Raw genomic sequence first — 26,048 nt, forward strand, 5'->3', positions numbered from 1 at the left:
TGTTAGCCGTTGATCTGGAATGAGATCTTGTTCTGAACTCCGGCCACTTCTACCGCTTCACCGTTCACAACACGAGGCTTGTACTTAAATTTCAACGCTGCATCCATTGCCGCACGTTCAAAAATGTTCTCGGGCTCGGCTTTGACGACAACAGGATCTCTCACTGTGCCTTGTTTAGTTACGATAAACTCAACGATGACATAGCCTTCAATTCCGCGAGACAGTGCACGCCTTGGATAAACAGGTGCCACTTTAACGATAGGCAAATATTCACCATCGCTGGATTCAAGTGCTAACCCCCCTGCGAGATCAACATCGGCCGCCACATCTGCGCTGAAATTGAAGTCAGCACCAGCTGCATCGAGATTATTACTTTGCATCTGCGGTGCATCCATTGGCGGAGGCGGCTCTTTTGGTGTTGGCGGCTTTTGTGGTTTGCGTTCTTTTTTCTGAACTGTTTCTTCTTTTTTCAGGCGTACAAAGTCAAGAACGTTGCCTTTAACCGGCTCGTCCATCTTGCCTTCGCCGCCTGTGATCAGTGCTTGCATACCGAGAAACAAGAAAAAAGTCACAATACCTGCAATAACGAGTGCTAGTAAGTAACGCATTTTCTAATCCTATGATTCCTGTGCAGCAATCGAGACATCAAACGCGCCCGCGGCACGAGATGCATCCATTACCTTGATTAAGGTGTCGGTCGTTGCTTTTTTGTCAGCTTGAATAACAACGCTGCCCTGTGGATTTTCAGCTTTCAGACGTTCGATATTTGCCTGAACAGCACGAATATCAACCTGGCGTTTGTTAATCCAAATCTCACCTTTGTCAGAAATCGCAACCAGGATATTAGCACGCTGCTTTTTAACCGCTGTTGCGGCTTCCGGGCGGTTCACATCAATACCGGCTTCTTTAACGAATGACGCCGTTACGATGAAGAAGATAAGCATGATAAATACGACGTCCAGCATGGGTGTCATGTTAATTTCTTCGGCTTCTTCTTCCTGAAAAACCTTAGCTAATGGAGCTCTCATTATGTTTCCTCAAATCTTTTCTAGTGATCAAGCAACAGCTTGTCTTCTAACAGTTCTACTTCGCGCTTTGCCTTACGTTGTAAGAAAGTCGAGGCAAATACCCCGGAAAGCGCGCCAACCATTCCCGCCATTGTTGGGATAGTGGCTTTAGACACTCCGGCTGCCATCGAACGCGCACTGCCGGAACCTGTGATTGCCATTACATTAAATACTTCAATCATACCGGTGACCGTACCTAGCAGACCTAATAGCGGACATAAGGCTACCATCACATTGATGTAAGGCAGATTACTGTTAAGCTGAATACCGGCTCGTGAGATCATGGCCTGGCGTATCTGCTCTGCATTCCAGCTGTTTCTCTCCTCTCGGCTGCTCCAGCTATTCAGCAGATCTTTGCGATAAGTTCTGAATTTGCCGAAAACAAACATGAAACGTTCGAGGATCAACAGCCACATCAGAAAAGTGACCAGTCCGATGACCAGGAGAACCTGGCCACCTGTATCTAGGAACTCACGTAGCGCATTAATTGCATCTACTAAAAGAACCACAATTACGCTCCTTTCTCGCTACGTTCAGCGATGATACCAGCGCTTTGCTCTTGCAAGATAAGCAGCAGATTACGAGAGCGAGTGTTAAGCAAGGTGTAAAGGAATACGGTTGGGATAGCCACTACCAGACCCAGTACCGTTGTTACTAGCGCCGTAGAGATACCACCCGCCATCAGTTTCGGGTCACCTGTACCGAACAGTGTGATTGCCTGGAAGGTATTAATCATACCGGTTACGGTACCTAACAGACCCAACAGTGGCGCGACTACCGAGATGATTTTGATCAGTGTCAGGTTACGGGTAATTTTGGGCATTTCACGCAGAATTGCTTCGCTTAATTTCAGCTCAAGCGTATCGTATGCAACATCAGGATACTGCTCTTTAACTTTCATTACGCGACCCAGCGGGTTGTCTTCGCGTGCAACAGAGTCTTTCAGCTGGCGATTGATCTTAGCACCCATAATCATCAGTGATACAAAACGCTCTAGCGCAATCAATAATGCCAGCAGACCAACACCAAGGATGACATAACCTACTGCACCACCTTGCTCAACCTGCTCTTTGGTGTTTGGCGCCTGAACCAACAGACCCAGGATTGAACCACCAGTCGGGTCAAGGGCAAAATCAACAATGCCTGATTGTGCACTCTGAAGCTCAGCAGCACTTTGTGTGAAACGAGCCGTTGGCTGACGCGTTAGTTCAGACAATGTGTTAGTTTCTGGGTTATAAGACAGATATTTACCGTCTGCAATCAGGTTAAATGCGCCAACACGAAGTACTTCTTTTTGCGTTTTAGTACCACCAGCAACAATAACGTCTGACGTATAACGAGATACTTTACCCTGCTCCGTCATTTCACGCTGCAGCTCAACCCACACCTTCTCAATATCTTCAATTGAAGCAAGCTTTGTGCTTGAGCCCATACGTTTTGCCATATCGTCCATAAAGGCGCTACGGTTAGGAATTTCTGCAGAAACAACTGAGGTACGGAACTTGTTGCTTGAGTCGCCAGCAACCTGCTGCAGAACACCAAACAACTCTTTTAGTGAACCCATGCGCTTTGAAAGCGTATCGCTCAGGTTACCAAGTTTAATTTCGTTTTCTTCAAACTGAGTCTCGAGGCGCTCTGAACGATTTAGCTCACCATCGCGGTTAGACGTTAACTCACGAAGCATTCTTACCTGCTCACTCTGCTGTGCTTTAAATTGAGCTTCACGTTGAGCGTTTTGTGCATTTTGTGCACTCTGACCTTGCTCAAGTTGCTTCAACAGCGTATCCAGGTCCATTGCTTGCTCAGCTGCAAATGCGGAGCTCGACAGCGCCAGTGTAGCTGCCATAACGGTTTTTAGGCTGAAAGATTTAAAAAAGTTCATCATATACCTCTTATTCTGCAGCCTGAATTGGCAGAGTTAACATATCCGGGGCAAGTTGCTTACGTGCAATGCGGATACCTTTGTTGATTTGACTGATATTGGTGTCTGGCAGTGCTGTGAATGACTTGCTGTCTTTGTTCCAGCTACCAGCTTTGCTGCCGTCTTTCGTTACATAAAGAAGTTCAAGACGTCCAATGCGCAGCATATCAACTTCGCGTTCCTGACCATCAACAGTTAACAGAGCTGAATACGCTTCAATCGTACGACCGTATTCAACTTCTACCTGATAGGCTTCTAGAACACGACGAAACTTTTCACTGGAAGACACGTCTGCGCGGTCCATCATTGCCTGTAGCTTAGCAATACGCTCTGCACGCTCTTCTTTCAAAAACGGCACATCCAGAGAAACGAATTGATCAAGACCTGTGATCATGCGCATCATCAGAGGCGTGATTTGACGCTCGATCACGGATACCTGATCCATTGACTCATTGATAGCAGCCATTTCTTCTAGTTGATTTTTTATCTGCTTATCGAGTTGGCCGTTATACACTACCAGGCCATCGATCTCTTTATTCAACGTTCTGAATTTTTGTAATCTTGACTGCATATCCTCTGCAATCGAGTTGATTTTATTTTGAGACTGTAGAGCGGACTGATTGATTTTCGAACTTGAGTCAATGACTTGGTTCAGATCATTTGCCTGAGCATTGGCCGCAACTGCGACCATACCTGCTAAAAGCAAGTGGTTAACGCACTTCATCGCATACACCTTTTAATATTTGCTTGTTGCTATATTGGAATTGCGTGCAGTCTAATGTGCCTAAATGACATCCATGTTGCGCTAACAATACAGTTAGGTTACAGATGTCATATATAGTTCATGGAAGGGATTATTTATTTTGATGCAACAAATAAAAAAGGCTGCATTCATGCAGCCTGTGACAGGGTTATACTTTAAACTTGGCGAGCATATTTTCGAGTTCATCAAATTGCAATTTTAGCGTCTGGCATTCTTGCAATGTTTTTGTCAGGCTGTCGCTGCCCTCAACACATAAATCACTTATCCCGTGAATGTCACTGTCAAGGGACTGGATCACTGCATTCTGCTCTTGTGTTGCGCTCGCAACAGCATGATTCACACCATCAATAGAGTCAATAGCGTGAGTAACTTCCTGCATCTTAGTTCCAGCAGATTGGGCCTGTTCAGCACTATTACTGGAATCATCAATACTTGATTTCATCACGGCAACGGCAGATGCTGAACCCTGTTGCAGCTCGCCGATGGTATTTTCAATTTCCTGTGTCGACTCTTGGGTACGCTGAGCAAGCTGCCTGACTTCGTCCGCAACCACAGCAAAGCCTCGACCGGCCTCACCCGCCCGTGCCGCTTCTATCGCTGCATTGAGTGCCAGCAGGTTAGTTTGTTCACTGACCCCTTTGATGACTTCTAACACCTGACCTATGCTTGCGGTCAGTTTATCCAGACCATCGATTGTCGATTGTGCTTTTTGCATTTTTGCGCTGAGAGAACCAATCTCTTCAATGTTGGCATTTAACGCAACCTGCCCCTGACTCGACAGGCTGTTTGCTTCAGTGGCAAGCTCAGACGCATGCTTGGCATTATTAGAAATCTCAACCGCACTGGATGACAGTTGGTTAATTGCTGTAGCAACACTGTCAGTACGCTTGGTTTGCTCAGTATAAATGTCCAGGGCCCCCTGAGTTTGGGATTGTAGCCCAGCCATAACCTGCTCAAGTGCTAGCGTGGTTTCTTTGACTTTAGAGATACTCTCGTGAATTTTGTCTACGAACAAGTTGAAGTAATTCGAGAGTTCACCAAATTCATCGTTGTTTTCTACATCCAGCCGACGTGTCAGGTCACCTTCCCCCTGCGCTATGTCTTTAATTGCTTCATTCAGGTGAACCATAGGTCGCATCAGGTATTTGAGCAACAGTTGTAACATCACCACTATCACCACGACACCCACCAGCATGTAAATTAGCGCCATATTGCGAAATGATGCGACAGAGCTATAGGCAATCTCTTTGTCTATAACTACGCCTAAATACCAATCAACATTTTTGATGCCGCGCATAGCCACAAAGGAAACCAATTTTTCTTTACCATCGATTTCTAACTCTGCGAACGCTTCAGTGAGGGGTAATTTAGTGCCAAATAAATCCACCATTGGTTTGTCATTCAGCTGCGTGTCCGGATGGCTCAGGATCCGCCCTTCGGCGTCTAGCAAAAAGCCATATCCATAACCAAGAAAATCAATTTCATTGACGATATCAGTGATGGTGGCCATATCTATGTCGCCACCGGCAACACCAGAGAAGCGACCATTGTTCATAATAGGCACCACAGCTGTGATGGTCAGCTCATTACTAGTTACATCTATATAAGGGGTCGTAAATGCAGTATCTCTTTTACGTTCTGCCAGTTTATACCAGGGCCTTTGGGTGGCATCAAAGTCGCTTGGTAACACCACCGTCGTATCGTTCAGGACGAACTGGCCGTCTGGCGTACCAATAAAGGTATTCTTAAAGTGTCCGGCTTCATGCGCGGTTTGTACCCGGCGCAATATATCAGCGGTTGCATCATCAGTGCGATGGCCGCTGGCTACAGAGCTGACAATATCCAGCCTGTCATTCAACCAGTTTGCAATGTTTTGTGACACAGATTCGGAGATTTCCTGCAATACCAAAGTCAGCTGAGCCTGAGTTTGCGAGCGCATCAGAATAAAGTTGTTCACGGTAAAAAGGGAGAGCACGATCACCAGCACCAATGAAGCGGCCAGTGTTATTTTAGTTGTAAATTTAAGCGCACTAAACATGGGGATCCTGTCTTAATTCTGCTAATACAAATTTGTTTTACCAAATCTTAACGAGTTTGTCTTACCTTATCGGCGAAACTTTTACTGTCTTAAGTCAATTATACACTTGTTTTCACGATTTATTTTTCAATTGAATGGTTATTAAACAGGTGTCAACTTCAGGAACGAAAAAAGGTGAGATATTTCTCACCTTTGTATGACACACAATAATTATCAAAAAACGCTACAGCTGTGACTGATAGGCCTTCCAGCTAAGCGACAAATCAATCCCTGAGTGCTTTGAGAAAGTCTGCCAACTCCACTGTGTGTCATCATTTGGGTCTAGCTGTCCATTCAGGTCAACCAGCAAATTCGGATAACCGGTTGCTTCAAGCCAGTAAATAAAAAACGCGGTGGTTTTGTATCCTGAGTCAAAGTTACCGCCGGGCTTACGAAAGCCCGGACCAACGTATCCGGCTTTCATACGCACCACATCCGCAATCCCTTCTATCACAGGACCTATTTCTTTGTAGTTGTTATCATCAAATTGATAAGCATGAGCTATCTCATGGTATAACACACCAATCAACTCATCATACAATGCTTGTTGCGACTTACCTTCGGCAAATTTCGCAAGGTATTGAGCGCTGATGTGTATTTTCGCACCATTAAAATCCCCCTCTTTATACGCAACCCCTTTCATGTCTTCCAGAATGATTTCAATTTCAGGCAGCTGAGGGGCCACAGACATATCCTTATAGAGCAGCCTTGCAACATTATATGAAATCTGCCTTATCAGTCTGATATCAACATACTGCCAAACCTCGGGGCTAGATTCGCTGAAATTTCTGATTGTGACATTTGGTAGCGCAAACTGCTGCCATGCAATATCAGCATCAAAAGCGAGTGGCTTTAGCTGTGTGTCTATCTCTGCAGCAGATAGTGATGCCGACATCAGTATCGTACAGGCTGCGGTACATATCGTAGACGCTTTCATTATTTATACTCTGACAAAGAAGGCGGTCTGGCAGTAAAAGTCTTGCCCCATTGTTTATTCGGTTTGTCACCCATAACATATTTAAGCTCTCCGCCAGCCATAATGTCGTCATGAGTCAGGTAACTGCGTTGCAGCGCCTTGCCATTTAGGGTGACTGACTGAATGTACTTGTTTGTATCGCTCAAACCCACAGCTGTGGTTGTGAATTGTTTGTCGTTTGCCAGCTTCAAAGTGACCTTGGGTGTCTGAGGCGCACCAATCGCATAAGCCAGATCGCCCGGTGCTACAGGATAAAAACCCATTGCAGAGAAGATATACCAGGCAGACATTTGGCCAACGTCATCATTACCAGCAAGTCCGTCAGGCTTGTCTGAACTCAATGTATCCATGATCTGACGGATACGCTCCTGGGTTTTCCATGGCTTACCCGCATAGTTATATAAATAAGCGATGTGATGGCTAGGTTCATTGCCATGTGCATAATTACCGATGAGGCCCGCAATATCCTCGTGCTCTTTGATCATGTCATGTGATAGTGGCGTATCGAACAACTCATCTAGTCGCTTAGCGAAAGCCTCATCCCCACCCATTAGCTCAATAAGGCCAGCGACGTCCTGCGGCACGTAAAAGCTGTACTGCATTGCGTTACCTTCCGTAAAAGGTCCCATATACTTAGCTTTAAACGCATTGAATTCAGGATCCCAGCGGCCCTGACTATCGCGACCACGCATAAAGCCGCTTTGTGAATCAAACACATTCTTATAGCTCATTGCCCGGGCATAGTAGTGTTTAGCCTGCTTGCTTTTACCCATTGCCTCGAACATTCTAGCAATAGCAAAGTCGTCATAAGCATATTCCAGCGTAATAGAAACGGATTCGGGTAGCACATCCATAGGAACATACCCGTACTTTTTATATTCCGGGATCGCATCGTAAACTGGGTTGTTTGCGGTGTTAATAATGGCTTCTACGGCCAGATCAACATCATAGTCCCGGATCCCCTTAAGGTAAGCATCAGCAATAACAGAGACCGCGTGATAACCAATCATGGTCCAAGTTTCGTGTGCGTGGAATGACCAGATAGGTAACATTTTTTCGTAGCTTTGCTGATAGTGCACCAACATTGACTGGATCATACCCGAAACCCTGTCTGGATCTATGTAGGTCAACAGAGGGTGTAGCGCGCGATAAGTGTCCCACAGCGAGTAAAGTGTGTAATGCTCGAAATCCTTGCCATCATGAATTTCACCATCTACACCGCGATATTGCCCGTTCACGTCCTGATATAGGCTTGGTGCCTGTAATGCATGGTAAAGTGCGGTGTAAAATTGACGCTTCTCAGAGCGCGTGCCTTCAACGTCGACTTTATCTAAATAAGATGCCCATTGAGTATTGGCGGCCTTGCGAACTTTGTTGAAGTCCCAGTGCGGGATCTCCGCCCTCAGGTTTTCGAGTGCATTACTGCGACTGACAGCAGACAGCGCCACTTTGATTTGCAGCGGTTTGCTCTCTACATTGTCAAAACTGGCTACGAATTTAACCGCTTTGCCCGCTGTCATTTTGACTGCTTTGTTTTCTATCGTTGAATGCTTTTCCTTACCAAGGCAACCCATACAACGATAGCGCATGTTGTCTTCATTGATGAAACGGTAGCTATCTATTGGCTGAGAAAACTCAATGGCAAAGTACATCTGGCGATTACGCGCCCACCCGTTAGTTGCTCGATAAGCAACCAGTGTGGTGTCATTGATCTTGCGAATATCACTCCAAATCACTTTGTTTTCAAAATTATAAATTGCACTGGTCAGGTCGAACAGAACATGACCCTCGCCGCCATTTTTAAACGTGTACTGGTGCATACCAACACGGGGACTGGCCGTTAACTCTGCCTTGATATTATAATCTTGCAGCTCTACCCCATAGTAACCAGCCTCAGCCCATTCCTGGTCATGCGAAAATCGCGAACGATAGCCCGCGTCTGGGTTTTCTGCGGTGCCGGGATCGGTTTTAACCTCCCCGCTAATCGGCATAACCAGCAAATCACCAAGATCCGAGTGGCCCGTGCCAGAAAAGTGCGTATGAGAAAAACCAACTATGGTGGTGTCATCATAATGGTAACCTGCGCACCGCTTGTAAATTTCAGGCTGCGGTGATACCCCACGCATTGGATTATCCGTATCCGGGCTGAGCTGAACCATACCAAAAGGGACAACCGCACCAGGAAACGTATGACCGTCTCCGCCGGTGCCTATAAATGGGTCTACCCACTGAGTGTTTGACTCTTTTGCCATCCCCAGTGATGAGACAGATATCAAAGTAGCCATAGTCGCTACTGATACGATGCGATACATGCACCTCTCCTTAATACCTAATTGTTATTATTTGGACCGTTCCAATTAACACTATCTTACACCGCAAATGAATACGTATTCAATAGAAACAGGATAAGAAATAAATGCAAAGATAAAAAGTGAGAAGTTAAAAATGATGCGTTGGGAGGATAAAAAGCCGGCACTGAGGCCGGCTTGAAAATATGATAATTAGCTATCGACTTTCTGCTGCCACTGTTTGTAAAGAGACACCACGTTCAAGCCGTACCATGCGATAAATACATAGCAAACCATAGGCACAACAAAGCTGATCTGTATACCCGCGCTGTCTGCAACCAGACCCTGAACCAGAGGGATCAGCGCGCCACCTACAATTGCCAGACACAACCAACCTGAACCTTTGCTGGTTAGTGACCCGAGTCCCTCGATGGCAATAGAGAAAATCGTCGGGAACATGATTGAGTTGAATAAACCCACCGCAAGTACCGCAAACATAGCCAGTTTACCGTCGGTTGACATAGTGAGCAGCAACAGCGCAATTATTGCAATGGCGTTAAACATTAGCGCTTTAGAAGGAGAGATTTTTTGCAACGCGGCAGAGCCAATAAAGCGGCCAACCATAGCACCACCCCAGTAATAAGATATATATTTTGCTGCCGTATGCTCTTCCATGCCAGCAATCGAAGGCTCTGCAAAATAGTTAACCAGGAAACTGCCAATCGCAACTTCTGCACCAACATAACAAAATATGGCAGCCACCCCCATAACCAGATGTGGGGCTTCTGTCAGCTTGTGACCACGTGCCTTACAATCACCCTCTTCTGTGTGCGCTTCGATTGTCGGCAATTTAAGAAATGCAAATACAGCGGCTATCAACAACAAGGCGCCTGCAAGTATCAAATAAGGGACTTTAACAGAGTCAGCACTCGCATCTGTCGCCATGCTAGCGCCTGCACCAAACAACAGCATACCACCGACAGCCGGACCAACCGTAGTTCCGAGAGAATTCAGCGCTTGCGCTAGGTTCAATCGACTGGACGCTGTTTTTTCCGGACCTAGTGCTGCAACATACGGATTAGCAGACACCTGCAACACTGTAATACCTGATGCCAATACAAATAAAGAAGTCAGGAATAACCAGTATTCATGCACGACAACCGCTGGATAAAACAAGAGACAGCCAGCCGCTGCAACAACAAGGCCGGTTAATACACCATTTTTGTAGCCATACCGTTTTAGGAAAGCACCAGCAGGTAAAGAGACGATAAAATAGGCGCTAAAGAAGCAAAACTGAACCAGCATGGCTTCGGTGTAACTCAGGTCAAACACCGCTTTAAGACGCGGGATCAGTACATCATTGAGTACAGTTATGAATCCCCATAGAAAAAACAGGGTGGTCATTGCCGTCAGTGGTAACAAATAGTTGTTGTTCTTTGCATCTCCACTGGCAACATAACTTTGGTTAGTGTTGATTTCGCTCACTTGGAATACTCCGTGTTATAGGATTCAGTGATTCTACACACTGTTACAGAAAAATCACAAATGTTTTATTGGACCGTTCCAATTTATTTTTGATGGTGCTAAAGTAAGACGCAAAGAGAGTACCGCCAAGTCACTAGACTCAGGCCGAATAACCACAGACTGGAAAGGTTATGTCTATAAATTTCAAAAACGACGACTTCTTACTTAAGCATATTAACCGGACAATGGGCTTTTACCACCCTCGATGTATCGACCCCAGTGGTGGCTTCTTCCACTATTTTCTGGACGATGGCACCGTTTACAATCAGCATGCTCGTCATCTGGTTTCCAGTACCCGGTTTGTTTTCAATTATGCGATGGCCTATCTGCAGACCCAGGAACCTGAGTACCTGAACCAAGTACGTCACGGTCTGGATTTTCTGGAGACGGTGCATAAGCAACCAAATGGTGGATATGCCTGGGTGATCAATAAAAATCAGGCTGAAGACACCACCAATCATTGTTACGGCCTCGCTTTTGTGCTGCTTGCCAATGCCGTCGCACTTAAGGCAGGAATTAACTCAGCCGCGAACACTATTGAATCTGTCTGGCGCATGTTAGAAGAAAGATACTTCCAAAACGATTACCAACTGTACCTGGACGAATATAACGGCGATTTTAGTATCGCAGACCCTTATCGTGGTCAGAATGCCAATATGCACATGTGCGAAGCGCTGTTAATGTGTTACGAGGCCACCAGTGACAACAAGTTTCTCGAACGTGCTCATACCCTGGCGTTCACGATGACAGTACAGCAGGCCGAGCTAGCTGATGGCCTAATTTGGGAGCACTACTCTGAAAACTGGCAGATAGACTGGGAATATAATCTGGATAATCCCAAGCACCTTTTCCGACCCTGGGGGTTTCAACCTGGCCACCAGACCGAGTGGAGCAAGTTACTCTTAATTTTATATCGACACAAGCCACAAGACTGGATGATAGAGCGTGCGCGCTACCTGTTTGACACTGCGCTTGAAACAGCCTGGGACAAAGAGCATGGCGGAATCTTCTATGGTTTCGCTCCAGACAATAGTATCTGTGACGCCGACAAATATTTTTGGGTTCAAGCTGAAAGCTTTGCCGCCGCCGCCCTGCTTGCTCACGCTACGGGCGAAGATCGCTACTGGCAGTGGTACGACAAAATATGGCAGTATTGCTGGGACAATATGATAGACCATGAGCATGGTGCCTGGTACAGGATCCTGGACAGTCGTAACGATAAGTACAGCAACGAGAAAAGTCCTGCTGGTAAAACCGACTATCACACCATGGGCGCCTGTTACGAAGTACTAAGAGCTAAGCAGCTCGGGCAGGAGAAACAATGAGTTTAGTATGTTTTGGCGAAGCCCTGATAGATTTTCTGTCTGATGGTAAAGAGCCTGAATCTTTTACTAAGTATGCAGGCGGCGCGCCTGCAAATGTCGCAGTCGCTGTAGCCCGTCAGGGTATTGCAGCGAGCTTCTGTGGGATGGTTGGCGATGATATGTTTGGCCAGTTTATCAAACGTGAACTGCAACATCACCAGGTAAATTGTGATTACCTGATCAGCACAGATAAAGCAAAAACTGCGCTGGCGTTTGTTTCTTTGGATAGCTCAGGAGAGAGGAGCTTCAGCTTCTATCGCCCGCCAGCGGCTGATCTGCTATTTCGTGCAGATGACTTTGACACAAAGATGTTTGATACCCATTCATTGTTGCATGTCTGTAGCAATAGCCTGACAGAAAACAACATCTATAAAACAACCCTATCTGCATTGACTCAGGCACGCACAAAGGGGATGACCACCAGCTTTGACATGAATCTGAGAGAGAACCTGTGGACATCCCTGACGCACTGCTCAAAGCGTATCTGGCATGTTATTTCCAACGTAGATATTGTAAAACTGTCACTTGAAGAGCTCGAGTTTTTAAATACCCAAAGTCATCCGGGTCTGCCACAATCACATACCATCGATGCGATTATGGCCGCAAATGTAAAACTGCTCATCGTTACAGATGGTGGCAATCCGGTTCGATTTTATGGACGCTCATTTGAAGGGTCAGTCAATGTCCCTGATGTCAAAGCGGTAGACACCACCGCAGCCGGAGATGCATTCGTAGGAGGGTTACTGGCAACGCTCATCCGCCAGCAACAAAATCAGCCTATCGATTCATTACTGGGCGACCCAAATAGCGTAAACTCAGCTGTCGAATATGCCAGCCGCTGTGGTGCTTATGCGGTGACCCGTTATGGGGCATTCGATTCTTTGCCCGGGCATAAAGATATTACATAAAGATTTGTGAGAGTGGGTGCACGGAGGCACCTTTATTCTTATGTACAGGTCTGGTCTCTGACACTTTAAATGTGGATCAGATATTCAGTGTAAACATAGTAGAAAAGCGGTAAGCAAATTATGAGACCAACCAGATAAAGTTTAAAAAAGCCATCCCGCTGTGCACTCAGCTGAGCAACCACAGACACTGAACTTTCATTCTGCATTGACTGCGTTTTCGGGCGGTATCGGCGATATACCTTCATAACACCCCAGCCAATAATAAAAGGTCCCAAAATAAGCGAAAAAAATAACCCAACCGCATACCAGGTTTCTGGCGCAACTCTGTCCATTCTCTACTCTCGTCGATAAAAACACAGGTACATTCATACCTGCTTACATCTAAGCGTTTGATTTAATACTGATCAATTATGCTATGCTAGGCGCAAGCGTATCACAGTAAAAAAATAAGAAAAGAACCGATTCATGAACAAACCCTTTGTAGTGTTTCCTTTCGCCGTCTGCCTTAGCGCCTGTATCGCGAACCAGGTTGAGATCACGCAATCAGAACATACAGTGGTCAAATATAAAGTCACGGAAGGATATACAGACAGATTTGCCAACCTCTACAAACAGCCAGAAAGCTACCCCTATACTTGTGAAGAATCCTGTTACCCGGACACCCCTTTCATTGAGTGTCAGGAAAATATGGAGCGATGTACCTATGTGGGTGAGCAACCCCATGTCGAAAGCAAGTACGGCTTTCAGGTAAAATGGCTGGGCCATGCAAGCTTTTTGCTAACTATGCCTGATGGACAGCAAGTGCTCGTAGACCCTGTGAGTGAACAGTTTGATTGGCCAATTGACCTGGGTTTTAAGTTGACTGGCGGATTTTACCGCACCGAACCAGACTGGCCCGCTGGCTCTGAATTGGACAATCTAACAGGCGTTGTGTATTCCCATATACATTATGATCACTTTAATAAAGCAGATATAGCCGCCTTAGGAACTCAGCCAACCTACTATACCCCGCTCGGATTTGCTGATTACTTTGCTGATGGCGGATACAAAATTAACGAGATGGCATGGTATGCAAGTGCACAGCAAAAAGCGCTCACCGTGCACTTTGTGCCTGCACACCACTTCAGCAGCCGAGTGATCGTGCCCTACCTGACCGAAGACAACGATGCTACATTGTGGGGCGGCTGGTTATTCGAGTATCAGGGCAAAACATTGTTCTACGCAGGAGATACTGGCTACTCTGCTCACTTCAAAGACATACAAAAGAAATACGGTGATATTGATGTTTGCCTGCTGCCAATCGCGTCGTATCACCATGAGGAATATGGTAATTGGTATAGAAATGTCCACCTAACACCAGAAGACATGTTAGCAGCCGCCGATGATCTTAACTGTGAGCAGGTAGTGCCCTGGGGATATGGCAATATGAGCTGGAAAATGGGAGATTTAACCTCCCACTCTGCGCTGTTTCGGCTACTTCACGTAAAACAAACGCTGGCACCAACACGCCCTGTCTACATACTCAATGAAGGAGAGAGTGTGACTTTCTAGGCAAAGTCACAAACAGACATTAATCTCTATCCTGCTCAGGCCAGGTAACAATGTGATCTTCGAAGTCATTTTCAAGATCTACGTCATTCTCACTGATGGCTTTGCCAAGGATACTAATCCCGGCGTCATGCATTGCCTGTTTTGAGCCATCGTGAAGCAATGGGTGCCAGCTTGCGAGACCACGTCCCTCGTGCAACCTGCGGTAGCTACAGGATTGTGGCATAAAAAAGATGTCTTTAAGGTTATCTTTGGTTAATTGCACACAAGATGGCACCAGTATCTGGCGCTCAGTATATCGCGTACAGGCACACGTATTAGCATCACTGTATTGACACACAACGTCAGTGTAAAGTAACTCTTCCCCTTCCCTGAGTACATCAGTGCTACTAAATTGTTCTTCCTCTTCTTCGTCAGAATCTATAAAGGAATGTAAACAGCACTTACCGCATCCATCACAAATGGCCTCCCACTCCTGCTGGTTCATTTCTTCAAGTGATTTTTCTATCCAAAAAGGAGTTGTAGTCATAACGCTGAACTTGCCACATACTTAAGGGCCGCAAATTGTACTAGAAGAAACAGGCCAGCGCAAAACTGCCCTGCTTCTGTGCGGTGGGATTATTTCTGGGATTTGACCCAGCGCTGAATTTTAGCTTCTAATACAGGCATGGGAACAGCGCCATCAATCAAGACCTGATTATGAAAAGCGCGAATATCAAACCGTTCACCTAACTCCTGCTCGGCATACTCTCTGAGCTGTCTGATTTTAAACTGGCCTACTTTATAAGACACGGCCTGCCCGGGCCAGGCGATATAACGCTCTACTTCTGCTTCTACATCACTTTTCGCCATCGAAGAGTTATCAAGCATAAAATCAATAGCCTGAGTGCGAGTCCACCCTTTGGCATGCAAACCTGTATCCACCACCAGCCTCATCGCTCTTAACTGTTCGTCAGACAATCGTCCATACCACTGGTACGGGTCGGTAAACAATCCCAGCTCTTTACCCAGACTTTCGGCATACAATGCCCAGCCTTCGACAAACACCGTTGAGCCTCCGAATTTGCGAAACTCTGGCAAATCATCAATTTCCTGCTGTAACGCCAATTGAAAATGGTGTCCAGGTGCGGCTTCGTGAATAGATAGTGTTTCAACAATAAACTTAGGCTGTGCCTTAAGGTTGTGGCTATTTATATAGAATACACCGGGTCTTGAGCCATCCGGAGCGGGACTCTCATAGGATGCCCCTGGGGCGGACGCTGCACGGAAGGCTTCAACAGGCTTAACGACATAATCAGCCTTTGGCTTAATATCGAACAATAAAGGAACGCGTGCATCGATTTTCTTTTTCACGTCTTCATAGGCCTTTATTAACTCGGCCTCAGACTGAAAATAGAACTCGTCGCTGTTCCGCAGATGCTCAAAAAATGCCTGAAGGTCTCCCTCGAAACCCACTTTCTCTTTAACACTGCTCATCTCGTCGCGAATACGCTTCACTTCGCTCAGACCCAGCTGGTGGATTTCGGTTGCGGTCATATCAAGCGTGGTATTTTCTTTGATATAGTGCTGATACCAGGCCTGCCCATTGGGTAACGCACTATAACCCACCGACGCTCTGGATGCGGGCAAATAAGTAGTTTCTAAAAAGTTGACCATGTCGCGATATGCTGGTACCAAAGAACGCTCGATGTAATGTTTGTAAGACTGCGTAATTTGGCGTTTTTCTTCGTCAGAAAATGAATCAGGTAAATTCTGGATTGGTCCCCAGAAAACAGAGTTTTCTGCTTTATCAACAGTATGCGTTCTAAATTGAGGGATCACTTTGAGTGTGATTGCACGCGGTAATACGACATTGCGCTCAATACCCTGGGTCATCATAGCCTGCACAGACTGCAACCAGATAATAAAGCCATCAGCGCGTTTAAGGAAATTACTGTAGTCATCAACCGTTTTAAAAGGTTGCGCGCTTTCACCGGACCCCATGGCTGCGAACACGTGATGAGGACCATACATTTGGTCAATGGGCATAAACTGATCATCAAACTGTTCAGCAGCTTTGCTTTGCACCAGCTCATAATGGAGAATATCGTAAGATAGTTTTGCCTGGCCACTCAGTTTACTGCGGTCAAGCGCTTCCAGGCGTGCGAGATATCGAGCAGTGAATGCGCGTGACTGTGCAAGACTATCAGGTCCAAGCGGTGGCTCGAACTTATCGTTGTACTCAGACATACCAAAAAAAGTGGCTGATAACGGGCTGAGCGTAATGCTTTCATCGAAGTAAGTCTGTGCAAGCGTCATCATCTGCGTATTCGCATCCGCTTGCTCAACAATGTGTTGTTGAGACTGCACATTGACGGATGTTGCTTCACATCCAGTCAGTGCAACACCAACGATGAGCGCTACCAGGGTTTTTCTTATCATGTCTGTAACCTTACTCTTAGTCTATATCGCAGCGCAGTCTGCCAGACATCAAGCAGATTACAACTATTTTCTATGCCAAAGCCATGTCTGTCTCTGCGGTAGGCAGGATAATTTCAATACACAATCCGCCCAGCAGGCTATTGTGCGAATCAATTTTCCCCCCATGACACTCGACAATTTTTTTGCACACTGCCAGACCCATGCCTTTGCCCCCACTCAGCGAGCTGCGCGACGCCTCTTCCCGAAACAATGGCTGAAACAACTGCCTGTGCGCATCATAGGACAAGGGCATACCTGAATCTTCGATTCTCAGTACCAGATTCTGCTCTGTCACCAATGCGCTCATTTTAATATCAACGCCTTCACCACCATACTTCAGCGCATTTTTCACGACTTCCAAAATGGCGTTGCCAATAGAGCGTTTATCAAACTGCATCGTAAAGTGCGGGTCGAGTCGATTAATCACTTCAAGTCGCGCTTTTTTGGGGTCCACATAGGTCATACAGGTTTGGAAGGTTTCGTTGATGAAATGCGCCACTTTCACATTTTCTTTGTTGAGAATACTCGCAACGTCTTTATCGCCCGTCACGAGCATCAACTGATCGATAAACTTGTGAAGCTCGTCGATCTTTGCCATTAATTTGGCATAAGAGTCTTCGACATTTTCAACAATATTATATTGCAATGACTCAACCTGGATTTTCATCACAGTTAACGGTGTACGTAACTCATGCGACAGGTCAGTGAAAAGTTGTTCTTCTTTGGCTTTGAGCTGATTCACCTGCTCATTCACCACCTGCCTTTCACTATCAACTGTTCGGTTAAGCGCATTAACCTGTTGCTCCAGATGTCTGACTAATTGCCCCTGAAGTGATTTATGCTGCAATGCCAGTGCGACAGTAAATAACAGCACTTCTATGAGATAGCCCACTTTAATGAAGGACGTGATCTCAAACACGTCAATCAGGTTACCGTAACTTGCCCCAACTATGGTAAGCACATTTAGAAATAACAGGTGATTAATCAGACTATATGTAAAGGTGCGCATTCCGGGCCCTTTTTGTCTGAAACTCCATATACAGGTATACACAAACAGTGGGATAACAAAGGTACTGGCAAGTAAGTTGTAATACACGCTTTCGAGATACAACGCGGTAGGAACTAGAATGATATAAAGCCAGGTCCCACAGACGTATACAGTATTAAGCGTCGGATGATAGTGTTTTAGTTGTAAAAAGCCGCGTACGAACAACAGGTGAAATATGGGAACTATTGCCATCAGTGCTATTGAAAACTGGCCGCTGAAAAAACCATGATTGGGCCAAAAATACTGAAATGAGAAGCCCGCCATATCAATCACAATAAGCAAAAATAACAAAGTCCACATAGCATAGAAGACATTGGTGGTATTGCGGTTGAAGGCTAGGTTAACAATGACGATGAGCAAAATGGCAGCGACGACACCCGCCAGGCTAGCATTGGTAAGTATGCTGAGTTGTGACGTGGATAAATAGTTAGCATTGGAGTGTAAACGCAAATTAGCTGGTGCATTTGCAAACGTTTGGTACTCAATCAGGAATTCGCTGTGACCCGGCTTCAAGTCTAATGGTAAGTACATTTGCGGGTCCTGGACAGGCCGTTCATCAAACCTCGCGTCTTCGTCCTGCGATAGCACCTGCTTAAACTCTCCCCCGTCCACCTGATAAACCACCAGTTTGGGCAATCTGGCAAAGCCAAATGAGAGTACCCAATCCGCTGAACTTGATTGATTGTCGAGTTTCAGCGAGACCCATTTAGAATAGAGTTTATGTTGAGGCCGCTTATCAATCTCGTTCAGGGGGACAAATTGCGGGAGAAACTCGGGTATATCGCCGGACGCTTTGATTTGCGTGTCGTAATCATAAAAAAAGGTGGCGTTATTCAAAGTGAGCTGCGTGGTAGTGTCGTCAATGACAAATCTTTGCTGCTGTTCTGCGCTAGTGGCATGACCTGCAAACAAAAAGCTGGCTATTAAAAGCATTAAGATAAAACGCATGAACAAGACTCGGTAACCATTTGTAACTATCATAGGTCTAAATCGTGTATGAAATGTGGAGTAAGGACGAATTTGCGTATCGACCTGCGATTAATGTAAACCAATGTAACACTATTGCGAAATCCAAAATAGCACCAATTATTAGAAACTTAAAAAAAAATCTATAAATTCTTCATAGACAAAGTGTCAAACTGTCGCCTTTAACTTTGAGTGCCTGGTTAAATGACAGTCGCATTGAAATATTTCTGTCATATAACTTTGTTTTAATCCGCCCTGAAATAAAAACGTCATCAAAGTGCCACATAGCTTGGCCAGACATAACTGAGTAAAATCATGAGTGAACAAAATCAAACCTCTCTTTTTGCAAAGATCTTAAATTGGACCGCGATTGCATTACTGGTCTATCTTGTTTTAGTTGCTGTAGGCACCGTAAGTGGTGGTTTTAAATTAGCTTCAGGCGGCACAGAAGGTGCTAAAGAAATTTTTGCATTTGCAACAAACCCATTTGTCGCGTTAATGCTGGGTGCATTTGCCACCGCGCTCGTTCAGTCTTCATCTACCGTAACTTCAGTTATTGTTGGTCTGGTTGCAGGTGGTCTGCCATTAGGCATCGCCATTCCTATGATCATGGGTGCTAACATTGGTACTACTATCACTAATACACTGGTTTCAATTGGCCATATCCGTGATAAAGAAGAATTCCAGCGTGCATTTGCCGCATCGACAGTGCATGACTTCTTCAACCTGTTTGCAGTTGCAATTTTCCTGCCGCTGGAAATTATGTTTGGTCTGCTTGAAAAATTCTCTGCAGCACTGTCGCACCTGTTCGTTGGTGATGCAGACTTATCTCTAAAGAGCTATAACTTCATCAAACCACTTGTAAAGCCTGCAGTTGGCCTGGTTAAAGACGCAGTAAGCTTCCTTGACGGTAAAGCTGTAGGTATTGCGATGGTTGTGGTTGGTATTGCCATGATTTTATTCGCAGTAACCACCTTGGGTAAACTGCTTAAGAAAGCACTTGTAGGCCGCGCAAAAGAGCTTCTGCACAGTGCAATTGGTCGTGGCCCAATCGCTGGTATCAGCTCAGGTGCAGCCGTAACCGTGATGGTTCAATCTTCATCAACGACAACTAGCCTAATGATCCCTCTGGCAGGCAGCGGTGTATTCAACACGCGTCAAATCTATCCATTCACATTGGGTGCGAACATTGGTACAACTATCACAGCATTACTTGCTGCAACATCTATCACCGGTCCTAATGCAGAAGTTGCACTGACAATTGCATTGGTACACGTTATGTTTAACGTATTCGCTGTTGGCCTGATATACGGCTTGCCACTGCTTCGTGAAATCCCGCTGCAATTGGCCGAGAAACTAGCACGCATTGGAACACGTAATAAATCTGCGGCATTTGGTTATGTACTAGGTTCCTTCTTTGTATTGCCTGGCCTGTTGATGCTTGCTATCAAATAATCTGGCAGACAAAACAACGAGTAATTCGTTACTCGTAAAAAGGGCTCACTCATGAGCCCTTTTTTAATAATTTTGACATATAACCCCGGCATAATGAGGTCGGTTTAATCTTTCGGCAGAATCATGAATACACGTAAACGGTCTTTGACTTTTGATATACAGGACCAGGCCCAACAGCTGTTTTTCCTTGAGCAAGGCTCACCATTCGATCAACTTGAGTTTTTCATCGAGCAAGACCAGTTGGTCGTGTCATGCCTGCTTCCGCAGGATGCAGTATCGGGCAACCAAATCCGTATTACGGCAAATCACCAGAACAACCGTGACGTTGACTTTGTAGGCATGGTTAAGCTAAAAGAAAAAGATATTATGACTGGCACCATTGAGATACGCCTTAGCGGTGCTGGGAAAATTGGCTCGTACAATCTGCAATTAAGCCTACTGGGTTATAAACAACGCGTCAAAAACAGCATGGATTACATGGCATACCTACCGCGTGAAATACACCCAAATGAAAATCAAGCTCTGGTTACGGCCAACAACGCAAGGCATGCCGGTGGATTGTTTCAGGCTGTCATCCAATATCTGCGTACAGAAATTAATAACCTGCTAGGCTCAACCAGGCAGGCTTATCTTACCGAACGAAAATGATCCACCACCAGCCACGCATTCATTAGCCAGGACTGCAAATAATGCTGCTTCTTTAGAATCGACACACACACCATCTTGCGACAGCTCAGACACCTCATAATCGTCTGGCAGTCCAGACCCAATCTTACTGACCAAAAATGTGTTGTGCGCACCACCACCACTGACAATCAATTGCACGGAACCATCCAACTTAAGACGCTGTATATGTTCCAGCACACACCAAACAGTTAACTCATTGAGTGTAGCGAGCACGTCATAAGAAGACAGTAACTCAGGGCATTTGGCCCGCATTTCTTCCAACATGGTAAGATTAAACACTTCAGGTCCGGTGGTCTTTGGCGTGTCGAAATGAAAAAAAGGTATGGTTTTTAGCAAATCGAGCAAACTTTCACAGACTTCTCCCTTTGCGGCTAACCGTCCACCTTCATCGAAAGGCACATCAAAATAACGCTGACAAAATGCATCCATGAGCGTATTGCCCGGCCCGATGTCTGAACATTGTACATCGTCTACCTGGCCATTACGCGGTAACACAGTGAAGTTTGCAATTCCACCAAGGTTTAACAAAATACGATGCACCTGTGTGCTCTGATATAACAGGTAGTCGCCGTACTGTGCCAGTGGCGCGCCCTCGCCTCCCTTTGCAATGTGCTTTTGTCTGAAATCCGAAACGGTGATTATCTGAGTATGTGTTGCAACCTGATCTCCGTCCCCTAGCTGCAGTGTCCCGTCACCGAAGTCGACATGCATATGCTGATGATGAGGGCAGTGAAATATAGTCTGGCCATGGCTGGCTATCAAATCTATGTCTGACGTATTGACTTGCCACTGAGACAGAGTTTGATTAATTAACTTTGCGTGGTATTGCCCAATCCAGGGGTTGAGTAAGGTGATGTATTCAAGGTTAACGGTCTCTTTGGCAAAAACTGCTCGAACCTTGGTTTTAAATTCGCTGTCGTAGGTATGTGTTTCAAATTTTAGCAGCTTACATTGTGTCTCCGTGCCTGAGCCAGTCACCTCACACAAGGCCAGATCCAGGCCATCGAGAGAAGTCCCGCTCATCAATCCCAATATCTTGCGAACTGGTTTAGTTGAGATTGCGTAGAGCTGACTAATTTGTTTAAGTCCCATTGTATTAATATCCTTCGTTATTGGCTGCCACTACTGCCACAACAGGATAATCATTTTCGCCTAACTCCAGTGTGAAGTTGCGTTTTTCGTAGCCCTCTAGCAGAATTTTTTTTGGTAATGCGTTAACCCGCAATGCCGTACCGTCAGCATAAATCACCATCAGTTGCTCAGGTTCGAGGATACGCCTGCCCGAAGAAAGGTTTTCAAGGCTGAGTATCACAGCACGGTGTCCATCGTCATTCGACATTGCCACACTGCGGTTGACCTTAAAGTCACTTTTTGCCGGCCTCATGCGATCTGCACGGTCAAAAAATAAAGCGCCGAGCTTCATTTGCATGCTGTCAAAACGATAGGGCTTAAGATCGTCGGCAATAGCAGAGACCGAAACCACCATCATCAAACTCATTATCAAGCCAGCTTTGTGCATCTATCACACTCCGTAAAATGACTCGAGGCTCGCACTTTTTGGTCGTGCCTCTGTATTTATGCCATATTGACCAATTAAATCGGCTATCTCGTCTTTCAGGGCGTCGATAGCGGCATTAATCTCATCTATTTGCTGCTTATTAAATGATTTTCGGCTTAACATAAAATGAATCGCGTTGTCATTTACCACATAAGGGTGTATTCGCATCTGCTCAAAACCCAACTTCTCTATGTAGTAGAAACCCGAAAACTCATCTTCAATTAAAAAATCGACACGTTTGCGATTCACCAGCTGCATGCGCTGGTTGATGCTCGGTACTTCAAGCAACCGTTCTCTGTACCAGGCAATTTTTAAAATTTGTTCGAGCTCTTTGCCGTAGTACGCGCCAGGATTAGACACAAACGTGTGTTCTGAAGCAAATAGCTCAGTCAAACTTCTGACTTCTTTAACCCGTTCCTTGCGTGTAAACAAGCGCATTCTCTCTCGACGATATGCCTGGCTAAAAAAAGCCAGTTCAGCCCTTTGCGTATTGAAGCTGGCAGAAGGCAAGATATCTATGAACCCCTTAGATAGCTCAGTGATACCGCGGGCCGATGAAGGTAACTGTACAAAATCGATACACAGCTTAGCTTTACTGAACACCCTGCGGGTGATGTCTACATCCAAACCGTAAGGCACGGTGTCTCGGTACATCACGTAAGGTGGCCAACTGGTACCAACACCAACCTTGTAACGTGTATCACATTGTTCACTGGCAAGCGCAGCGATGGGCAGGAAAAACAATAGAAAAATTAAATGCACGATGTCTAACTATCATTAATATTAGCTAGATTATGAAGGATAACTGGAAGAAAACAAAGGCGCCGAAGCGCCTTTATTGATTATTGTTGGCCAATCCCTTGGTCAATCAGAGGCCAAACCCTGACCTCTGATATCAACATACTTTATAGTGCTTTCCACACCATCGCTTTACCTGGCTCTTCACCACGCGTCCACCATTTTGCTTCGTACAAGTTACCTTGATAGCTAACGCGGTCGCCTCCGACATAGACTTTATTTCTATCCCAAGGATCTGCACCTACTGAAGAATCAGTCACAGTCACATCAAATGACGCTGTAGTCGTCGCAGTACCGTCAGATACAGCAACGGTCACCTGATAAGTTGTATCCTGTGTTACTTCCGGCGCTGTAATTGTGGCGTTCGCGCCCTGACCGTTGACAGTCAGGCCATTGCTTGCTGACCAAGTGTAAGTGAGTGCATCACCATTTGGATCCGTTGCACTTACCTGTACTGATGTGCTGGTGTTTTCCGCAAGTGATACTGCAGCGATTGGTGATACAACAGGTGCATCGTTACCTGTTGAAGGCGCTTTTACCAACACAGTAACATTGCGCGTTGTAGTCGCTTCGCCATCAGATACAGCAATCGTTAACGTATACTCGATATCCTGAGTAACCACTGGTGCCGCAACACCGACTGAAGTAGTCGTTGCATTAGTCAGCGTCAAAGCGCTCGGCGCACTCCATGTGTAAGTCAGAGGCTGATTATCTGGGTCAGACGCTGTAGCTGTCACTGTGATTGAGCCACCTGACTGCACTACAACGTTACTATCTACAGACACAACTGGCGGCTTATTAACTGGCACACCACCAGTCAGGCCATCGTACATTGCATTTAGAATATCACCATTATCCGCGTCAATTTCCCAGGCAAACAAACCACCCAAGTCATACAAGTTAACGTAACGGCCTTTCGCTTCTACAGAACGCGCGCTATCGAACGTCAGCAATTTACCATTGCTGCGATTCCAAACGTAAGCTGCTTCAGCTTGATCGTCATAGCCTACTTCAAATCCATTCAGGCCTGTACCATTTGGACCAACCAGATTAGCGGCAATGGCTTTATAATCCATGATACCTGGTTCCCAAACCCCCTCTGAAGTTGAACCTGCGTATTTACCATTACCAGGTGCAGTCATTGGGTTGCCCGAGATAGTGGTATTCTGGTCTAGCACGCCTTCCCAGCCACGGCCATACATTGCAGCACCCATTACAATTTTCTTGGAATTAACGCCCTGTTGAAGCAACAGTTGTACCGCATTGTGGGCTGTATAAGCAGGACCCTTGCGCGGCTCACCATTATCATCTACACCAGTGCCATTACATTCGTCCTGACTCAGGTGCGAACCACAATAGAGTCCAGTCTGGTGACCTGTAACATTATTCCAGCCGCCGTAAAAGTCATAGGTCATTGCAAAGATGTAATCCATGTACTGCTGAGCAGCCTGATAGTCAACATCTTCGATTTTGTCGTAACCAGAACCGATTGCAGAAGTAAGCTCATAGGTGCGGCCAGTTTCGGCTTCCAGCTCATCAAGCATGGCACGAAGCTCAGCCATCAACGCAATATAGGCAGGACCATCATTGACTGGATCGCCCAAATCAGGATTTGGACCATCACCACCAGGGAATTCCCAGTCAATGTCTACGCCGTCATAGAATTTCCAGGTTTTCAGGAATTTCTTCATTGAAGCGACGAAAACGTCACGGTTTGCTTTCGTTGTAAAGCCGTGGAATGGGTCAGAAAGCGTCCAACCACCAACGGAAGGCAGAATCTTAAGATCAGGGTAACGCTGTTTAAGTGCCATCAGCTGAGCATATGTACCACGGATTGGGTCGTTTTGATTCACGCCAGGCAGTGTTTTCTGCACAGCAGCCCAGGGATCGTGAATGACGACTTCATAATCAGCTGTTCCCGCACAAGCCTTTTGCAATGCGCGCCAGCTATTACCATTTTCAATTTCTTTCAGCGACTCATTCGCGCCACAGATTGGAATAAATCCATACAGCAGGTGACTCAGGTTTTGTGCAGGAATGTTGGTAACGTCAAAGTCACGGCCGTAGATTCCCCATTCTACAAAGTAAGCACCTGTTACTTTGCCCGGGATTGTGCCGTTGTTACGGTTATTCGGGTTAACATCCATAGGCAGAGGCTCAAGATGACCACCATCTGTATCGGCAATCACTATCTCTTTACCAGCACTTCTTGCACAACCCGTGCTATCACACAGCTCAACATACAAAGTATGGCGACCAGATTGCATATAAGGGAAAGTGATAGTGCCGCTCTTTGTGCCGGCTGTTAACGTACCTTCATTGACAAGCTGGTTGTCAAAGTAGACTTTATAACTGTCACCACCTGTACCACTCCAGGCGTTCCATTTAATCTGAATATCAACTTTATCTTTAGCAGTTACCAAGTCTTTGTATGACCCGTTTCCATCGAGTACAACATCTACAAAAGAATACACTTGTGGCTCCCAGCTCAAGCTAGGTGTTGAAGGTGCAGCTAATACTGAACCGCTCATAAGTGCTAAGCCTATCGCTGTACTTATCTGTTTAATCTTCATTACTTTCTCAACCTTATTTACATGTTATATCCAAACCCCGAGGGGTGAGTTATTGGTACTGCTTAAA

The 26,048-nt window shown here is 45.8% G+C and carries 22 protein-coding genes; 5 read left to right on the forward strand and 17 right to left on the reverse strand.

Annotated features, from left to right (window positions below; genetic code table 11):
- Positions 1–2: 2 nt before the first annotated feature.
- The 9 genes from CWC22_RS24040 to CWC22_RS24080 form a co-directional block, all read right to left on the reverse strand.
- A complete protein-coding gene (locus CWC22_RS24040) occupies positions 3–608 on the reverse strand; it encodes an energy transducer TonB (protein ID WP_010381305.1) in 606 nt (201 codons plus the stop codon).
- Between the two features lie 9 nt (positions 609–617).
- Positions 618–1,028: an ExbD/TolR family protein gene (locus CWC22_RS24045; RefSeq protein ID WP_010381303.1), complete on the reverse strand. Its 411-nt coding sequence runs from the start codon at positions 1,026–1,028 to the stop codon at positions 618–620.
- A gap of 20 nt (positions 1,029–1,048) precedes the next feature.
- Positions 1,049–1,576: a MotA/TolQ/ExbB proton channel family protein gene (locus CWC22_RS24050; protein ID WP_010381299.1), complete on the reverse strand. Its 528-nt coding sequence runs from the start codon at positions 1,574–1,576 to the stop codon at positions 1,049–1,051.
- A 2-nt stretch (positions 1,577–1,578) separates the two neighbouring features.
- Positions 1,579–2,913, reverse strand: coding sequence for a MotA/TolQ/ExbB proton channel family protein (locus CWC22_RS24055; protein WP_416365160.1), 1,335 nt, complete (start codon positions 2,911–2,913; stop codon positions 1,579–1,581).
- A gap of 46 nt (positions 2,914–2,959) precedes the next feature.
- Entirely contained in the window at positions 2,960–3,712 is a 753-nt protein-coding gene (locus tag CWC22_RS24060) for a DUF3450 domain-containing protein (protein ID WP_138539288.1), read from the reverse strand.
- Positions 3,713–3,899: 187 nt separating this feature from the next.
- Positions 3,900–5,789 carry a methyl-accepting chemotaxis protein gene (locus tag CWC22_RS24065; protein WP_138539289.1) on the reverse strand — a complete coding sequence of 630 codons (1,890 nt, stop codon included), beginning with the start codon at positions 5,787–5,789 and terminating at the stop codon, positions 3,900–3,902.
- A gap of 223 nt (positions 5,790–6,012) precedes the next feature.
- Positions 6,013–6,765, reverse strand: a complete 753-nt coding sequence (locus CWC22_RS24070) for a basic secretory protein-like protein (protein ID WP_138539290.1) — start codon at positions 6,763–6,765, stop codon at positions 6,013–6,015.
- The gene (locus CWC22_RS24075) at positions 6,765–9,116 is read right to left on the reverse strand and encodes a GH92 family glycosyl hydrolase (RefSeq protein ID WP_138539291.1); all 2,352 of its coding nucleotides are present in this window, start codon (positions 9,114–9,116) and stop codon (positions 6,765–6,767) included. Before CWC22_RS24075 ends, CWC22_RS24070 begins: the two co-directional genes overlap by 1 nt.
- 189 nt (positions 9,117–9,305) lie before the next feature.
- Complete coding sequence (locus CWC22_RS24080; RefSeq protein ID WP_138539292.1) at positions 9,306–10,577, reverse strand: sugar MFS transporter; 1,272 nt, start codon at positions 10,575–10,577, stop codon at positions 9,306–9,308.
- A 170-nt stretch (positions 10,578–10,747) separates the two neighbouring features.
- On the opposite strand from CWC22_RS24080, the gene CWC22_RS24085 reads away from it, so the two are divergent.
- Positions 10,748–11,941, forward strand: coding sequence for an AGE family epimerase/isomerase (locus CWC22_RS24085; RefSeq protein ID WP_138539293.1), 1,194 nt, complete (start codon positions 10,748–10,750; stop codon positions 11,939–11,941).
- Complete coding sequence (locus CWC22_RS24090; protein WP_138539294.1) at positions 11,938–12,888, forward strand: carbohydrate kinase family protein; 951 nt, start codon at positions 11,938–11,940, stop codon at positions 12,886–12,888. Before CWC22_RS24085 ends, CWC22_RS24090 begins: the two co-directional genes overlap by 4 nt.
- A 65-nt stretch (positions 12,889–12,953) precedes the next feature.
- On the opposite strand, the gene CWC22_RS24095 is transcribed toward CWC22_RS24090, so the two are convergent.
- Positions 12,954–13,220: a hypothetical protein gene (locus tag CWC22_RS24095; protein WP_125556921.1), complete on the reverse strand. Its 267-nt coding sequence runs from the start codon at positions 13,218–13,220 to the stop codon at positions 12,954–12,956.
- A 133-nt stretch (positions 13,221–13,353) separates the two neighbouring features.
- Between CWC22_RS24095 and CWC22_RS24100 the strand changes: the two genes are divergently transcribed.
- Entirely contained in the window at positions 13,354–14,439 is a 1,086-nt protein-coding gene (locus tag CWC22_RS24100) for an MBL fold metallo-hydrolase (RefSeq protein ID WP_138539295.1), read from the forward strand.
- A 19-nt stretch (positions 14,440–14,458) separates the two neighbouring features.
- On the opposite strand, the gene CWC22_RS24105 is transcribed toward CWC22_RS24100, so the two are convergent.
- The 3 genes from CWC22_RS24105 to CWC22_RS24115 all read right to left on the reverse strand — a co-directional run bounded on the left by CWC22_RS24105 (position 14,459) and on the right by CWC22_RS24115 (position 18,892).
- On the reverse strand, positions 14,459–14,965 hold the full coding sequence (locus CWC22_RS24105; RefSeq protein WP_138539296.1) for a YcgN family cysteine cluster protein: 507 nt from the start codon (positions 14,963–14,965) through the stop codon (positions 14,459–14,461).
- An 89-nt stretch (positions 14,966–15,054) separates the two neighbouring features.
- Entirely contained in the window at positions 15,055–16,857 is a 1,803-nt protein-coding gene (locus tag CWC22_RS24110; protein ID WP_138539297.1) for a DUF885 domain-containing protein, read from the reverse strand.
- 70 nt (positions 16,858–16,927) lie between these two features.
- Positions 16,928–18,892 carry a sensor histidine kinase gene (locus CWC22_RS24115; RefSeq protein WP_138539298.1) on the reverse strand — a complete coding sequence of 655 codons (1,965 nt, stop codon included), beginning with the start codon at positions 18,890–18,892 and terminating at the stop codon, positions 16,928–16,930.
- A 333-nt stretch (positions 18,893–19,225) separates the two neighbouring features.
- On the opposite strand from CWC22_RS24115, the gene CWC22_RS24120 reads away from it, so the two are divergent.
- Positions 19,226–20,365: a Na/Pi symporter gene (locus CWC22_RS24120; RefSeq protein WP_010381270.1), complete on the forward strand. Its 1,140-nt coding sequence runs from the start codon at positions 19,226–19,228 to the stop codon at positions 20,363–20,365.
- A gap of 123 nt (positions 20,366–20,488) precedes the next feature.
- The gene (locus CWC22_RS24125; protein ID WP_138539299.1) at positions 20,489–21,013 is read left to right on the forward strand and encodes a hypothetical protein; all 525 of its coding nucleotides are present in this window, start codon (positions 20,489–20,491) and stop codon (positions 21,011–21,013) included.
- On the opposite strand, the gene CWC22_RS24130 is transcribed toward CWC22_RS24125, so the two are convergent.
- The 4 genes from CWC22_RS24130 to CWC22_RS24145 form a co-directional block, all read right to left on the reverse strand.
- A complete protein-coding gene (locus tag CWC22_RS24130) occupies positions 20,978–22,144 on the reverse strand; it encodes an anhydro-N-acetylmuramic acid kinase (RefSeq protein WP_138539300.1) in 1,167 nt (388 codons plus the stop codon). The genes CWC22_RS24125 and CWC22_RS24130 overlap by 36 nt on opposite strands.
- 4 nt (positions 22,145–22,148) lie before the next feature.
- Complete coding sequence (locus tag CWC22_RS24135) at positions 22,149–22,571, reverse strand: hypothetical protein (protein ID WP_138539301.1); 423 nt, start codon at positions 22,569–22,571, stop codon at positions 22,149–22,151.
- 3 nt (positions 22,572–22,574) lie between these two features.
- The gene (locus CWC22_RS24140; RefSeq protein WP_138539302.1) at positions 22,575–23,372 is read right to left on the reverse strand and encodes a substrate-binding periplasmic protein; all 798 of its coding nucleotides are present in this window, start codon (positions 23,370–23,372) and stop codon (positions 22,575–22,577) included.
- A gap of 143 nt (positions 23,373–23,515) precedes the next feature.
- Positions 23,516–25,981, reverse strand: a complete 2,466-nt coding sequence (locus CWC22_RS24145; protein WP_138539303.1) for a glycosyl hydrolase family 18 protein — start codon at positions 25,979–25,981, stop codon at positions 23,516–23,518.
- Positions 25,982–26,048 lie beyond the last annotated feature (67 nt).

This window comes from Pseudoalteromonas rubra (genome assembly GCF_005886805.2).
Lineage (GTDB): Bacteria > Pseudomonadota > Gammaproteobacteria > Enterobacterales > Alteromonadaceae > Pseudoalteromonas > Pseudoalteromonas rubra_D.

Bases quoted from the DNA above. Each gene is read 5' to 3' on its own strand.
- CWC22_RS24040 (WP_010381305.1), bottom strand. From the start codon at position 608: ATGCGTTACTTACTAGCACTCGTTATTGCAGGTATTGTGACTTTTTTC.
- CWC22_RS24045 (WP_010381303.1), bottom strand. From the start codon at position 1,028: ATGAGAGCTCCATTAGCTAAGGTTTTTCAGGAAGAAGAAGCCGAAGAA.
- CWC22_RS24055 (WP_416365160.1), bottom strand. From the start codon at position 2,913: ATGGCAGCTACACTGGCGCTGTCGAGCTCCGCATTTGCAGCTGAGCAA.
- CWC22_RS24060 (WP_138539288.1), bottom strand. From the start codon at position 3,712: ATGAAGTGCGTTAACCACTTGCTTTTAGCAGGTATGGTCGCAGTTGCG.
- CWC22_RS24065 (WP_138539289.1), bottom strand. From the start codon at position 5,789: ATGTTTAGTGCGCTTAAATTTACAACTAAAATAACACTGGCCGCTTCA.
- CWC22_RS24070 (WP_138539290.1), bottom strand. From the start codon at position 6,765: ATGAAAGCGTCTACGATATGTACCGCAGCCTGTACGATACTGATGTCG.
- CWC22_RS24075 (WP_138539291.1), bottom strand. From the start codon at position 9,116: ATGTATCGCATCGTATCAGTAGCGACTATGGCTACTTTGATATCTGTC.
- CWC22_RS24085 (WP_138539293.1), top strand. From the start codon at position 10,748: ATGTCTATAAATTTCAAAAACGACGACTTCTTACTTAAGCATATTAAC.
- CWC22_RS24090 (WP_138539294.1), top strand. From the start codon at position 11,938: ATGAGTTTAGTATGTTTTGGCGAAGCCCTGATAGATTTTCTGTCTGAT.
- CWC22_RS24095 (WP_125556921.1), bottom strand. From the start codon at position 13,220: ATGGACAGAGTTGCGCCAGAAACCTGGTATGCGGTTGGGTTATTTTTT.
- CWC22_RS24100 (WP_138539295.1), top strand. From the start codon at position 13,354: ATGAACAAACCCTTTGTAGTGTTTCCTTTCGCCGTCTGCCTTAGCGCC.
- CWC22_RS24105 (WP_138539296.1), bottom strand. From the start codon at position 14,965: ATGACTACAACTCCTTTTTGGATAGAAAAATCACTTGAAGAAATGAAC.
- CWC22_RS24110 (WP_138539297.1), bottom strand. From the start codon at position 16,857: ATGATAAGAAAAACCCTGGTAGCGCTCATCGTTGGTGTTGCACTGACT.
- CWC22_RS24115 (WP_138539298.1), bottom strand. From the start codon at position 18,892: ATGCGTTTTATCTTAATGCTTTTAATAGCCAGCTTTTTGTTTGCAGGT.
- CWC22_RS24120 (WP_010381270.1), top strand. From the start codon at position 19,226: ATGAGTGAACAAAATCAAACCTCTCTTTTTGCAAAGATCTTAAATTGG.
- CWC22_RS24125 (WP_138539299.1), top strand. From the start codon at position 20,489: ATGAATACACGTAAACGGTCTTTGACTTTTGATATACAGGACCAGGCC.
- CWC22_RS24130 (WP_138539300.1), bottom strand. From the start codon at position 22,144: ATGGGACTTAAACAAATTAGTCAGCTCTACGCAATCTCAACTAAACCA.
- CWC22_RS24135 (WP_138539301.1), bottom strand. From the start codon at position 22,571: ATGCACAAAGCTGGCTTGATAATGAGTTTGATGATGGTGGTTTCGGTC.
- CWC22_RS24145 (WP_138539303.1), bottom strand. From the start codon at position 25,981: ATGAAGATTAAACAGATAAGTACAGCGATAGGCTTAGCACTTATGAGC.